General features: G+C 61.6%; 10 protein-coding genes. All 10 read right to left on the bottom strand.

The features are described 5' to 3' along the window. Positions 1-3: 3 nt before the first annotated feature. On the bottom strand, positions 4-1,293 hold the full coding sequence (gene eno, locus GWQ44_RS00640) for a phosphopyruvate hydratase (RefSeq protein ID WP_060837772.1): 1,290 nt from the start codon (positions 1,291-1,293) through the stop codon (positions 4-6). Positions 1,294-1,449: 156 nt separating this feature from the next. Next, positions 1,450-2,295: a 3-deoxy-8-phosphooctulonate synthase gene (gene kdsA, locus GWQ44_RS00635; RefSeq protein ID WP_042940934.1), complete on the bottom strand. Its 846-nt coding sequence runs from the start codon at positions 2,293-2,295 to the stop codon at positions 1,450-1,452. A 5-nt stretch (positions 2,296-2,300) separates the two neighbouring features. Then, a complete protein-coding gene (locus GWQ44_RS00630) occupies positions 2,301-3,932 on the bottom strand; it encodes a CTP synthase (protein WP_016964687.1) in 1,632 nt (543 codons plus the stop codon). A gap of 274 nt (positions 3,933-4,206) precedes the next feature. Then, complete coding sequence (gene tilS / locus GWQ44_RS00625; protein ID WP_275926430.1) at positions 4,207-5,523, bottom strand: tRNA lysidine(34) synthetase TilS; 1,317 nt, start codon at positions 5,521-5,523, stop codon at positions 4,207-4,209. A 135-nt stretch (positions 5,524-5,658) separates the two neighbouring features. Further along, entirely contained in the window at positions 5,659-6,606 is a 948-nt protein-coding gene (locus GWQ44_RS00620) for an acetyl-CoA carboxylase carboxyltransferase subunit alpha (protein WP_016964689.1), read from the bottom strand. Between the two features lie 139 nt (positions 6,607-6,745). Further along, positions 6,746-10,267, bottom strand: coding sequence for a DNA polymerase III subunit alpha (gene dnaE, locus GWQ44_RS00615; protein WP_047302054.1), 3,522 nt, complete (start codon positions 10,265-10,267; stop codon positions 6,746-6,748). Between the two features lie 69 nt (positions 10,268-10,336). Further along, positions 10,337-10,969, bottom strand: coding sequence for a ribonuclease HII (rnhB, locus tag GWQ44_RS00610; RefSeq protein ID WP_016964691.1), 633 nt, complete (start codon positions 10,967-10,969; stop codon positions 10,337-10,339). Positions 10,970-10,980: 11 nt separating this feature from the next. Next, entirely contained in the window at positions 10,981-12,114 is a 1,134-nt protein-coding gene (lpxB, locus tag GWQ44_RS00605) for a lipid-A-disaccharide synthase (RefSeq protein WP_253165187.1), read from the bottom strand. Then, complete coding sequence (gene lpxA, locus GWQ44_RS00600; protein WP_047302052.1) at positions 12,114-12,890, bottom strand: acyl-ACP--UDP-N-acetylglucosamine O-acyltransferase; 777 nt, start codon at positions 12,888-12,890, stop codon at positions 12,114-12,116. Before lpxA ends, lpxB begins: the two co-directional genes overlap by 1 nt. After that, positions 12,887-13,327 (bottom strand): 3-hydroxyacyl-ACP dehydratase FabZ, encoded by a 441-nt coding sequence (gene fabZ, locus GWQ44_RS00595; protein ID WP_007924058.1) that lies wholly within the window; start codon positions 13,325-13,327, stop codon positions 12,887-12,889. The genes lpxA and fabZ overlap by 4 nt, the downstream gene beginning before the upstream one ends. Positions 13,328-13,431: the final 104 nt, after the last annotated feature.

Genomic DNA, 13,431 nt, shown 5'->3' with positions numbered 1-13,431 from the left:
GGCTTAGCCGCGAAACTCGCCGCGACCGTTGTACTTGGCCTTGCCGTTCAATTGCTCTTCGATACGCAGCAATTGGTTGTACTTGGATACGCGATCGGAACGGCACAGGGAGCCGGTCTTGATCTGGCCAGCCGAGGTACCCACGGCCAGGTCGGCGATGGTCGAATCTTCGGTTTCGCCGGAACGGTGCGAAATCACCGCGGTGTAACCGGCAGCCTTGGCCATCTGAATGGCTTCCAGGGTTTCGGTCAGGGTGCCGATCTGGTTGAACTTGATCAGGATCGAGTTGGCGATCTTCTTGTCGATGCCTTCTTTCAGGATCTTGGTATTGGTCACGAACAGGTCGTCACCCACCAGTTGCACCTTGTCGCCGATCTTGTCGGTGAGGATCTTCCAGCCCGCCCAGTCGGACTCGTCCAGGCCGTCTTCGATGGAGATGATCGGGTAGCGCTGAGTCAGGCCTTTGAGGTACTCGGCGAAACCTTCGGCGGTGAACACCTGGCCTTCGCCGGACAGATTGTACTTACCGTCTTCGTAGAATTCACTGGCAGCGCAGTCCAGAGCCAGGGTCACGTCGGTGCCCAGGGTGTAACCGGCGTTGGCCACCGCTTCGGAGATGACTTTCAGCGCGTCTTCGTTGGAAGCCAGGTTCGGTGCGAAACCGCCTTCGTCGCCCACAGCAGTGTTCAGGCCACGGGCCTTCAGCACGGCTTTGAGGTGATGGAAAATCTCGGTGCCCATGCGCAGACCTTCCGAGAAGGACTTGGCGCCAACCGGCTGCACCATGAATTCCTGGATATCGACGTTGTTATCAGCGTGCTCGCCACCGTTGATGATGTTCATCATCGGCACCGGCATCGAGTAGACGCCTGGGGTGCCGTTGAGGTTGGCGATGTGGGCGTACAGCGGCAGGTCCTGGTCCTGGGCGGCAGCCTTGGCCGCGGCCAGGGACACGGCGAGGATGGCGTTGGCGCCCAGGGACGCTTTGTTCTCGGTACCGTCCAGGGCGATCATCGCGTGATCCAGCGCTTTCTGGTCGATCGGGTCTTTACCCAGCAACAGGTCGCGGATCGGACCGTTGATGTTGGCTACCGCCTTGAGCACGCCCTTGCCCAGGTAACGGCTCTTGTCGCCATCACGCAGCTCCAGCGCTTCGCGCGAGCCGGTGGAGGCACCGGACGGCGCGCAAGCACTGCCGATGATGCCGTTGTCGAGAAGCACGTCCGCTTCGACAGTGGGGTTGCCACGGGAGTCGAGAACTTCACGACCTTTGATGTCGACGATTTTTGCCATTGTTGTAAACACTCCAAAGTTGACGAAAACGACGCAGCTGTAGGAAATCTTTTACCGTCGGCAAGGCGGGGGGAAGCGGGCAGTCTTGCAGACGATAAGGCTCAGGCCCGGGGGCCTGAGCAATAATCGTGCGGTACTTTACCGGAGAAATCGGTTTTACGCGGTTTCTACCGTCGGAAAACTCTTGACCAGTTCGTCCAGAGCCTTGAGCTGAGCCAGGAACGGCTCAAGCTTGTCCAGACGCAGGGCGCAAGGGCCGTCGCACTTGGCGTGGTCGGGATCCGGATGGGCTTCCAGGAACAGCCCGGCCAGGGACTGGCTCATGCCAGCCTTGGCCAGGTCGGTGACCTGGGCCCGGCGACCACCAGCGGAGTCGGCGCGGCCGCCCGGCATCTGCAGGGCATGGGTCACGTCGAAGAACACCGGGTATTCGAACTGTTTCATGATGCCGAAGCCGAGCATGTCCACTACCAGGTTGTTGTAGCCGAAGCTGGAACCGCGTTCGCAGAGGATCAACTGATCGTTGCCCGCCTCTTCGCACTTGCTCAGGATGTGTTTCATTTCCTGGGGCGCGAGGAACTGGGCCTTCTTGATGTTGATCACCGCGCCGGTCTTGGCCATGGCCACCACCAGGTCGGTCTGCCGCGAGAGAAACGCCGGCAGCTGGATGATGTCGCAGACTTCGGCGACCACGGCGGCCTGGGCCGGCTCGTGGACGTCGGTGATGATCGGCACGCCGAAGGCCTGCTTCACGTCTTCGAAAATCCGCATGCCCTCTTCCAGGCCCGGGCCACGGTAGGAGGTTACCGACGAACGATTGGCCTTGTCGAAGCTGGCCTTGAACACGTAGGGGATACCGAGCTTCTCGGTGACCCGCACGTACTCTTCACAGACCTGCATCGCCATGTCGCGGCTTTCCAGCACGTTCATGCCGCCGAACAGCACCATCGGCTTGTCGTTGGCGATCTCGATGTTGCCTACGCGGATGATCTTCTGCGCCATCAGGTTCACGCCTTCTTCTGGTGTTGAGCCAATGCTGCTTTGACGAAACCGCTGAACAGTGGGTGACCGTCACGTGGCGTCGAGGTGAACTCCGGGTGGAACTGGCAAGCGACGAACCATGGATGATCCGCAGCCTCGACCACTTCGACCAGCGCGCCGTCGCCCGAGCGACCGGAGATCTTCAGACCGGCCTCGATCAGCTGTGGCAGCAGCTTGTTGTTCACTTCGTAACGGTGACGGTGACGCTCGACGATCACGTCCTTGGCGTAGCAGTCGTGGACCTTGGAGCCCGCTTCCAGCAAGCATTCCTGAGCGCCCAGGCGCATGGTGCCGCCCAGGTCGGACGCTTCGTTACGCACTTCGACAGCGCCGGTCGCGTCTTCCCACTCGGTGATCAGGCCGACGACCGGGTGGCCGCTGGCGCGATCGAACTCGGTGGAGTTGGCATCTTTCCAGCCCATGACGTTACGGGCGAACTCGATGACCGCCACTTGCATGCCCAGGCAGATACCCAGGTACGGCACCTTGTTCTCGCGAGCGTATTGCACCGCGGTGATCTTGCCTTCCACGCCACGCAGGCCGAAACCGCCTGGAACCAGGATCGCGTCAACGCCTTCCAGCAGCGCGGTGCCTTGGTTTTCGATGTCTTCGGAATCGATGTAGCGCAGGTTGACCTTGGTGCGGTTGGTGATGCCGGCGTGACTCATCGCTTCGATCAGCGACTTGTAGGCGTCCAGCAGCTCCATGTATTTGCCGACCATGGCGATGGTGACTTCGTGCTCAGGGTTGAGCTTGGCGTCCACCACCTTTTCCCACTCGGACAAGTCGGCGCCGTTGCATTGCAGGCCGAAACGCTCGACGACGAAATCGTCCAGGCCCTGGGCGTGCAGCACGGCCGGGATCTTGTAGATGGTGTCGACGTCTTCCAGGGAGATCACCGCACGCTCTTCAACGTTGGTGAACAGGGCGATCTTGCGACGCGAGGACACATCCACCGGATGGTCGGAGCGGCAGATCAGCACGTCAGGCTGCAAGCCGATCGAACGCAGCTCTTTTACCGAGTGCTGGGTCGGCTTGGTCTTGGTTTCGCCAGCGGTGGCGATGTACGGAACCAGGGTCAGGTGCATCAGCATTGCGCGCTTGGAGCCGACTTCGACCCGCAGCTGGCGGATGGCTTCGAGGAACGGTTGCGACTCGATGTCGCCCACGGTACCGCCGATTTCCACCAGGGCCACGTCGGCATCGCCGGCGCCCTTGATGATGCGACGCTTGATCTCGTCGGTGATGTGCGGAATCACCTGGATGGTGGCGCCTAGGTAATCACCACGGCGCTCCTTGCGCAGTACGTGCTCGTACACGCGGCCGGTGGTGAAGTTGTTGTTCTGGGTCATGGTCGTGCGGATGAACCGCTCGTAGTGGCCCAGGTCCAGGTCAGTCTCGGCGCCGTCGTGGGTGACGAACACTTCACCGTGCTGGAACGGGCTCATGGTGCCCGGGTCGACGTTGATGTACGGGTCCAGCTTGAGCATGGTGACCTTAAGCCCCCGCGCCTCCAGGATGGCCGCCAATGAAGCCGAGGCAATGCCTTTCCCCAATGAAGAAACAACACCGCCCGTGACGAATATGTAGCGCGTCATGAAAAACCCTAGAAGTCTGCGTTAAAGCGGTCAGTGCCGCCGGGGAAAGCGAAGGAAGGCCGAAGCCCCCGATCACCTGCATTAATCACAGTGCACCTTTCAAAAAAACCGCCGCGTGGTGACAGACCGGATGCAAAAACACCGGTAGGTTGCTCGCTACACATTTTTTGGAATCGCCCAGCAAAGACTGCTTGGTAATCGGCAACTCCTGCAATTCAGGCGAATCCACAGAAGTTGTATCAAGAAGGGAGCGTAGTCTACCGGAAAGCCCCTTTCAGCTCAAACCTTGATCGCTGGTCAGTGGTCGCCAATGCAATTGCCAGCCTGTCGGAGGTTCCGCGCCGGGCCCAGGCAGGTTCGCCAGCGCCAGCAGCCGCTGCCCCTGATACAACAGCGGCAATCTGCCACGGACAAACCCCGGGAGCCCGGCTTCGTTGAGCAGACGCTTGAGGTCACGATGGCCGCGTCCTGCCACCTGCATGATCTCCCCTCCCTGTCGGTAGCCTATGTGCAACGGCCCCAGGGGTGCCCTTGCGCCGAAAAACACCTCGCCATTGCCCGGCAAGCGCAATGGGCGCGTCGGATCCAGCCATTCAACCGGCCCCTGCACCGGCTGCAGCCAGGCACCGGACAGCCACCAGATTCGCCCACACGCACGATGCAGCTCACCATCGGCCAGGCGCCACAATGGTCGCCCATCGGCGCCGGCATCGCGCAGGTTCTCCCACCCGTGCCAATGATCGGTATCGGGCAAGCGGCCAAACCCACCCAGCCAATGACTCAGGGCGTTGCGCTGACGAGCCGGGGACAAGGCCTGCAACGGCGCAAGGGCCAGCGACGGCAGGCCAAGCCAGGGAAAACAGTCGCCGCCCTCGGCCGCCGCCAGGTCCTGCACTGCCAGCTCGTCGAGCAGGCCCTGGGCTTCCCTCAGGTGCTCGGCGCTGCGACTCATGCTGGTCGCCGCCTGAGGCCAGCGCGCCTGCAACAAGGGCATGACCTGATGCCGCAGGTAGTTGCGCGAATACTGGCGATCGGCATTCGAAGGGTCCTCGACCCAACTCAGGCCCTGCTCGGCGGCATAGCGCTCAAGCGCCTGGCGCGACACGCCAAGCAAAGGCCGCAATAACTGCCCGCCCCCCAGAGGCCGGCACGCCGGCATTGCCGACAAGCCACGGACCCCAGCTCCGCGCAACAGACGAAACAGCAGGGTTTCGGCCTGATCCTCACGATGCTGCGCCGTCAGCAGCAGTTCATGGGCCGCGGTGAGCGCGGCAAATGCGCCGTATCGAGCCTCGCGGGCAGCCTGTTCAAGACTGGGACCGGCCCGTACCTGCAGCCGGATCACTTGCAGGGGCACACCCAGAGCATCACAGATCGCCTGGCAATGATCCGGCCAGGCATCCGCCGCTTCTTGCAGCCCATGGTGGACATGCACCGCCATCAGTTTCGGCAAGGGTTGCTGTTGCGCCAGATGGGCAAGCAAGTGCAGCAGGACAGTGGAATCAAGACCACCGGAGAAGGCGACACGCCAGACCTTGGCATCGAGCCAGGGCCTCAGACTGTGCAGCAATTTGGCGCTGAGAGCGTTCATGAAGCGATCAAGACCTGTAGGCGCGGCCGGGTGGCGCAGTCACTTGCCCGCTATAAGCAACGACGCCGCCATCGAATCGATGGCGGCGCCTGGGTCGCGAACGAGCGTGCCCCTACCGGGGAAAGCGCTGCTCGATCAGAGACCGTAGCTCATGAGGCGGTCATAACGACGGGCCAGCAAGGTGTCGTTATCCATTTCCTTGAGCATCGCCAACTGCGAGCTGAGCTCGGCGCGGATCGAAGCGGCAGCCGCCGCCGGATCACGATGGGCGCCACCCAACGGCTCGCTGATGACTTTGTCGACAATGCCCAGGCCTTTGAGACGCTCGGCGGTGATGCCCATGGCCTCGGCCGCATCGGCAGCCTTTTCCGAGGTTTTCCACAGAATCGAGGCGCAGCCTTCCGGCGAGATCACCGCATAAGTGGAATATTGCAGCATGTTCAACTGGTCGCAGACGCCGATGGCCAATGCGCCGCCGGAACCGCCCTCACCGATCACGGTGGCGATGATCGGGGTTTTCAGGCGTGCCATGACCCGCAGGTTCCAGGCAATGGCCTCGCTCTGGTTGCGCTCTTCAGCGTCGATGCCCGGATAGGCGCCCGGGGTGTCGATGAAGGTCAGGATCGGCATCTTGAAGCGCTCGGCCATTTCCATCAGGCGGCAGGCCTTGCGGTAGCCTTCCGGACGCGGCATGCCGAAGTTGCGGCGGACCTTCTCGCGTACTTCACGGCCCTTCTGATGACCGATGATCATCACCGGCTGCTCGTCCAGGCGGGCAACCCCACCGACAATCGCTGCGTCGTCGGAGAAGTGGCGATCGCCATGCAGCTCGTCGAACTCGGTGAAGATGTGCTGGATGTAGTCCAGGGTGTATGGACGACGCGGGTGCCGTGCCAGACGTGCGATCTGCCAGCTGGTGAGCTTGCCGAAGATGTCCTCGGTCAGGGTGTTGCTCTTGTCCTGCAGGCGGGAAATCTCATCGCCGATATTCAGCGAATTGTCATTACCGACCAAGCGCAACTCTTCGATCTTGGCTTGCAGGTCGGCGATCGGCTGTTCGAAATCAAGAAAATTCGGGTTCATAGGCGTCCGTCTGGGCTCGACGTCCAAGGGGGCTTGGGCCGGCCGGTTGTCTATTCGCGCCCTACCTTAAGGGACGGGCGCGTTGAGGTCGAGATTAAAAATTCAAGTGGCGACAAGGCGCAATGCTGGCGCCTTACCGTCAACGGTATTGGAGGAAGACGTTGTCTCGCCCGAACTGGTCACGCAGGGCTTGAATCAAGCTGTCCGCCGGGTCGATCCGCCAGTTCTCGCCAAACTGCAGCAAGGCCTTGGCGTCATGACGGCTGTACTCCATGGTGATCGGGCACGCGCCGCGATGGCGCTTGAACAGCTCGCCCAGCCAGCGTAGCTGATCACCCTTGAGTGCATCGCTATGGACTTTCAGGCGCAGGCTTTCCGCCAGGTTGGTCCGCGCATCTTCCATGCTCATCACCCGCTTGACCCGCAAGCGCAGGCCGCCGGAGAAGTCGTCGTTGCTGACCTCGCCTTCCACCACCACCATGGCGTCGGTCTGCAACAGCGACTGCGCCGAGTGGAAGGCATCGGCGAACAGCGAGGCTTCGATCCTTCCTGAGCGGTCATCGAGGGTGATGAAGCCCATCTTGTCGCCCTTCTTGTTCTTCATCACCCGCAGGGCAATGATCATGCCCGCCACCGTCTGGGTATCCCGGGCCGGCTTCAGATCGATGATGCGCTGACGGGCGAAGCGACGGATCTCGCCTTCATACTCATCGATCGGGTGCCCGGTCAGGTACAGCCCGAGGGTATCTTTCTCGCCCTTCAGGCGCTCCTTGAGGGTCAGTTCCTTGGCCTTGCGGTGGTTGGCATAGACGTCCGCGTCTTCCTCGACAAACACTCCGCCGAACAGGTCGGCGTGACCACTGTCGTGGGTCCGGGCGGTCTGTTCTGCCGCCTTGATCGCCTCTTCCATGGCCGCCAGCAACACCGCGCGGTTCTGGTCGATGTTGGCCTGGTAGGCCTTGGGCTCGTCAAAGAAGTGCGGGCCGAGACGGTCCAGGGCGCCACTGCGAATCAGGCCGTCCAGGGTCCGCTTGTTGATGCGTTTGAGGTCGACCCTGGCGCAGAAATCGAACAGATCCTTGAAAGGGCCTGCCTCACGGGCCTCGGTGATGGCTTCCACCGGCCCCTCGCCGACGCCCTTGATCGCCCCCAGGCCGTAGACGATGCGACCTTCGTCGTTCACCGTGAACTTGAACTCGGAGGTGTTCACATCCGGTGCGTCGAGGCGCAGCTTCATGGTCCGCACTTCCTCGATCAAGGTCACGACCTTGTCGGTGTTGTGCATATCCGCAGACAGTACCGCCGCCATGAACGGCGCCGGGTAGTGCGCCTTGAGCCAGGCAGTCTGGTAGGACACCAGGCCGTAGGCGGCGGAGTGGGATTTGTTGAAGCCGTAACCGGCGAACTTTTCCACCAGGTCGAAGATGTTGCCCGCGAGGTCCGCGTCGATGTTGTTGCTGGCGCAACCCTCAATGAAACCGCCACGCTGCTTGGCCATTTCCTCGGGCTTTTTCTTACCCATGGCCCGACGCAGCATGTCTGCACCACCGAGGGTGTAACCGGCCATGACCTGAGCGATCTGCATCACCTGTTCCTGATACAGGATGATGCCGTAGGTCGGCGCCAGTACCGGGCGCAGGCCATCGTACTGATAATCGGGGTGCGGGTAGGCCAGTTCGGCGCGCCCGTGCTTACGGTTGATGAAGTCATCCACCATGCCCGATTGCAGCGGCCCCGGACGGAACAGGGCCACCAGTGCGATCAGGTCTTCCAGGCAGTCGGGCTTGAGCTTCTTGATCAGCTCCTTCATGCCCCGGGATTCAAGCTGGAACACCGCGGTGGTTTCAGCTTTCTGCAACAGGCTGTAGGTCGGCTTGTCGTCCAGCGGGATAAAGGCGATATCCAGCGGTTCCTCGCCGACCTTGGCGCGGTCGCGGTTAATGGTTTTCAGTGCCCAGTCGATGATGGTCAGGGTCCGCAGACCGAGGAAGTCGAACTTCACCAGACCGGCTGCCTCGACGTCATCCTTGTCGAACTGGGTCACCAGGCCGCCGCCTTCTTCGTCGCAGTAGATCGGCGAGAAGTCAGTGAGCTTGGTCGGCGCGATCACCACGCCCCCGGCGTGTTTACCGACGTTACGCACCACGCCCTCGAGCTTGCGCGCCATCTCCCAGATTTCCGCCGCCTCTTCATCGACCTTGATGAAGTCCCGCAGGATCTCTTCCTGCTCGTAGGCTTTTTCCAGGGTCATGCCGACTTCGAAGGGGATCATCTTCGACAGACGGTCGGCCAGGCCGTAGGATTTGCCCTGGACCCGCGCCACGTCACGCACCACCGCCTTGGCTGCCATGGAACCGAAGGTGATGATCTGGCTCACCGCGTTGCGGCCGTACTTCTCGGCCACGTAGTCGATCACCCGGTCACGACCGTCCATGCAGAAGTCGACGTCGAAGTCGGGCATGGAGACCCGTTCCGGGTTAAGGAAACGTTCGAACAGCAGGTCATATTCCAGCGGGTCGAGGTCGGTGATCTTCTGCACATAGGCCACCAGGGAACCGGCACCCGACCCCCGGCCCGGACCTACCGGCACACCGTTGCTCTTGGCCCACTGGATAAAGTCCATCACGATCAGGAAGTAACCGGGGAAGCCCATCTGGATGATGATATCCAGCTCGAAATTCAGCCGATCGACATAGACCTGGCGCTTGGCCTCGTAGTCCTCGGTGGTGTCCCTGGGCAGCAGCACGCTGAGGCGCTCTTCCAGGCCGTCGAAGGAAACCTTGCGGAAGTACTCATCGATGGTCATGCCATCGGGAATCGGGTAGTCGGGCAAGAAGTGCTTGCCCAGCTTGACCTCGATATTGCAACGCTTGGCGATCTCGACAGTGTTTTCCAAGGCCTCGGGCAGGTCGCTGAACAGCTCGGCCATCTCCTCGGCGCTTTTCAGGTACTGCTGGTCGCTGTAGTTCTTCGAACGGCGCGGATCGTCCAGGGCCCGGCCTTCACCGATGCACACCCGGGTTTCGTGGGCTTCGAAGTCTTCCTGCTTGATGAAGCGCACATCGTTGGTGGCCACCAGCGGCGCGCCGATCTTGTCGGCCAGGGCTACAGCGGCGTGCAGTTGCTCTTCGTCATTGGGTCGGTTGGTGCGCTGCACCTCCAAGTAGAAACGGTCCGGGAACACCGCCATCCACTCCCGGGCCAGGGTCTCGGCGACTTCCAGGTCACCGGCGATCAGCGCCATGCCGATCTCCCCCTCCTTGGCCGCCGAGAGCATGATCAGGCCTTCCGCGGCCTCCGCGACCCATTCGCGCTCGATGATGATCTGGCCGTTGCGCTGGCCATCGATAAAGCCCCGGGAAATCAGCTCGGTCAGATTGCGATAGCCCACGGCGTTCATCACCAACAGGCTGATTCGGCTCAGGGCGTTGTCCGGATCCTTGTTCGACAGCCACAGGTCGGCACCACAGATCGGCTTGATCCCGGCGCCCATGCTGGCCTTGTAGAACTTGACCAGGGAACACATGTTGTTCTGGTCGGTAACCGCTACCGCAGGCATGCCCATGCCGGTCAGGGCTTTGACCAGCGGTTTGATCCGCACCAGGCCGTCGACCAGGGAGTACTCAGTGTGCAGGCGCAGGTGAACGAATGAAGCCGGCATAGTGATCCTGTAATAAGCGCGAAAACAACAAGGCCCGGATTGTACCGGGCCTCGACTAAAACATCAGCCTCAGGACGGCATCTCGCTCCGTGCCTCAAGGGCCTCATAGGCTTGTCGCACCGGGGCGAAGGAACGCCGGTGAATCGGCGTCGGCCCCAGGCGGGCCAGGGCTTCCAGGTGCACCGGCGTCGGATAGCCCTTGTGGCCACCGATACCGTAGCCCGGGTAGATCAGTTCGAATGCGGCCATTTCCCGATCGCGGCTGACCTTGGCCAGAATCGATGCCGCGGCAATCGCTGGAACCTTGCTATCGCCCTTGACCACCGCCTCGGCCGGCATGGCCAGCTTAGGGCAGCGGTTGCCGTCGATCATCGCCAGCTTCGGGGTCACGCTCAGCCCCTCCACCGCCCGCTGCATGGCCAACATGGTGGCGTGGAGGATATTCAATTCGTCGATTTCCTCGACTTCAGCCCGGGCAATGCACCAGCTCAGGGCTTTTTCGCAGATTTCGTCGAACAGCTTCTCGCGACGGGCCTCGGTGAGCTTCTTCGAATCATTGAGACCAAGAATCGGCCGTTTCGGGTCGAGAATCACCGCGGCGGTGACAACGGCTCCGCACAAGGGGCCACGGCCGACTTCATCGACACCGGCCACCAGATCCTCGGCATCCGCCACCAGGGTGAAGTCCAGGCCCATCTGCATCTTCGCGTTACTCATTGTGATTTGCCGATCAGCTCAAGCACCGCTTGCGCGGCCTGGTTGGACGCATCGCGGCGCAAGGTTCGGTGGATCTCGTCAAAACCGCGGGTCTGCTCTTGCCCGCCTTCGATCAGCGGCGACAAGGTTTGCGCGAGGGCTTCGGCGGTGGCGTCATCCTGCAGCAGCTCCGGCACGAGCAGGCGCTGGGCCAGCAGATTCGGCAGGGAAATGTAGGGGCTCTTGACCATGCGCTTGAGAATCCAGAAGGTCAGCGGCGCCAAACGGTAGGCCACCACCATTGGACGCTTGTAGAGCAAGGCTTCGAGGGTCGCGGTGCCCGAAGCGATCAGCACAGCGTCGCAGGCGGCCAGGGCCTTGTGGGACTGGCCATCGAGCAAGGTCAGCGGCAGGTCGCGACTGGCCAGCAGCTCTTCAAGCTGGACCCGACGCTCCGGGCTGGCGCACGGCATGATGAAGCGCACACCGGGGCGCAGGGCACGCAAGCGCTGTGCGGCATCCAGGAACAACGCACCCAGGCGCCCCACTTCACCGCCACGACTGCCGGGCATCAGCGCCACCAAAGGCCCGTCCGGCAGGGCCAATTCGGCACGCGCCGCCGCCCGGTCCGCCTGCAGCGGAATGGCATCGGCCAGAGAGTGGCCGACGAACTTCACCGGTACGCCTTTCTCTTCGTAGAACCTAGCCTCGAAGGGAAACAGCGTGAGCATCAGGTCGCAGCCTTCGCGAATCTTCAGCACCCGCTTCTGGCGCCAGGCCCAGACCGACGGGCTGACGTAGTGCACGGTCTTGATTCCGGCCTGACGCAGCTTGAGTTCGATATTCAGGGTGAAATCCGGCGCATCGATACCGATGAATACATCCGGCTTTTCGGCAATCAGGGTCTGGATCAGCTTCTTGCGTCGCGCCAGCAGCTCGCGCAGTCGCCCAAGCACCTCGACCAACCCCATGACCGCCAGGCGCTCCATGGGGAAGTACGAGGTCAGACCTTCGGCCTGCATCAACGGACCGCCGACACCAATGAATTCGACAGCCGGGTGCTGAGCCTTGAGGGCTCGCATCAGACCGGCGCCGAGAATGTCGCCGGAGGCTTCGCCAGCCACCAGCGCAATACGCAGAGTGTTCATGATTAACGGGTGATGCCGCGAGTCGAAGACTGGATCGAGTCACGAAACACCGCGACTTCCGGGAACTCCACAGCCGCTTCGGCCAGTTCGGCCAAGGCTTGATCCACGGTCAGCCCCTGGCGGTAAACCACCTTGTAGGCACGCCGCAGTGCGTGGATCGCGTCCTCGCTGAAGCCGCGACGGCGCATGCCTTCGAAATTCATGCTGCGGGCTTCGGCCGGGTTGCCGAACACCGTGACGAACGCCGGTACATCCTTGCCAATGGCGGTGCCCATGCCAGAGAAGCTGTGGGCGCCGATATGGCAGTACTGATGCACCAGGGTAAAACCGGAAAGAATCGCCCAGTCGTCGACATGTACATGGCCGGCCAGCGCTGTGTTGTTGACCAGGATGCAGTGGTTGCCAATGACGCTGTCATGACCGATGTGGGCGTAGGCCATGATCAGGTTGTGATCGCCCAGGGTGGTTTCGGAACGGTCCTGGACGGTGCCACGGTGAATGGTCACGCCTTCGCGGATCACGTTGTGGTCACCGATGACCAGGCGGGTTTCCTCGCCTTTGTACTTCAGATCAGGGGTGTCCTCACCTACCGAAGAAAACTGGTAGATGCGGTTGTGCTTACCGATCCGGGTGGGGCCCTTGAGAATGACATGGGGCCCGATCACTGTACCCTCGCCGATTTCCACACCAGCGCCGATGATCGACCACGGGCCAACCTCAACGTCGTCGGCCAGGACGGCCGTCGGATCGATGATTGCGCGAGGGTCAATCAAACTCATAGTTTGCGTTCCGCACAGATGATTTCAGCAGAGCACACCGGCTTGCCGTCGACCGAGGCCTGGCACTCGAACTTCCAGATCTGGCGCTTGCAGCTGATGAACTTGGCTTCAAGAATCAGCTGGTCGCCCGGCAGCACTGGCTGGCGGAAGCGCAGCTTGTCGGAGCCGACGAAGTAATACAGGGTGCCATCGGCTGGCTTCACGTCGAGCATCTTGAAACCGAGAATGCCCGCAGCCTGAGCCATGGCTTCGATGATCAGTACGCCCGGCATGATCGGATGCGCAGGAAAGTGACCATTGAAGAACGGTTCGTTGATGCTGACATTCTTGTAGGCACGAATGCACTTGCCCTCAACATCCAGGTCCACTACCCGATCCACCAACAGGAAAGGGTAACGGTGAGGCAGGTATTCGCGAATCTCGTTGATGTCCATCATTTCGGGGGGAAGCCTGTAGTAAAGAGTGGGAGCGCGCGACTAGCGCACGCCCCTCTAGCAAATCAAGGAGGCCGTCTAGCGGCTGTGCACACTTGATATGGAAA

Origin of the sequence: Pseudomonas sp. 3MA1, assembly GCF_029237275.1 — a bacterium.
Lineage (GTDB): Bacteria > Pseudomonadota > Gammaproteobacteria > Pseudomonadales > Pseudomonadaceae > Aquipseudomonas > Aquipseudomonas fluorescens_AP.
Note: the sequence above shows the minus strand (reverse complement) of the source record. Positions and strands in the feature narration are given on the sequence as shown.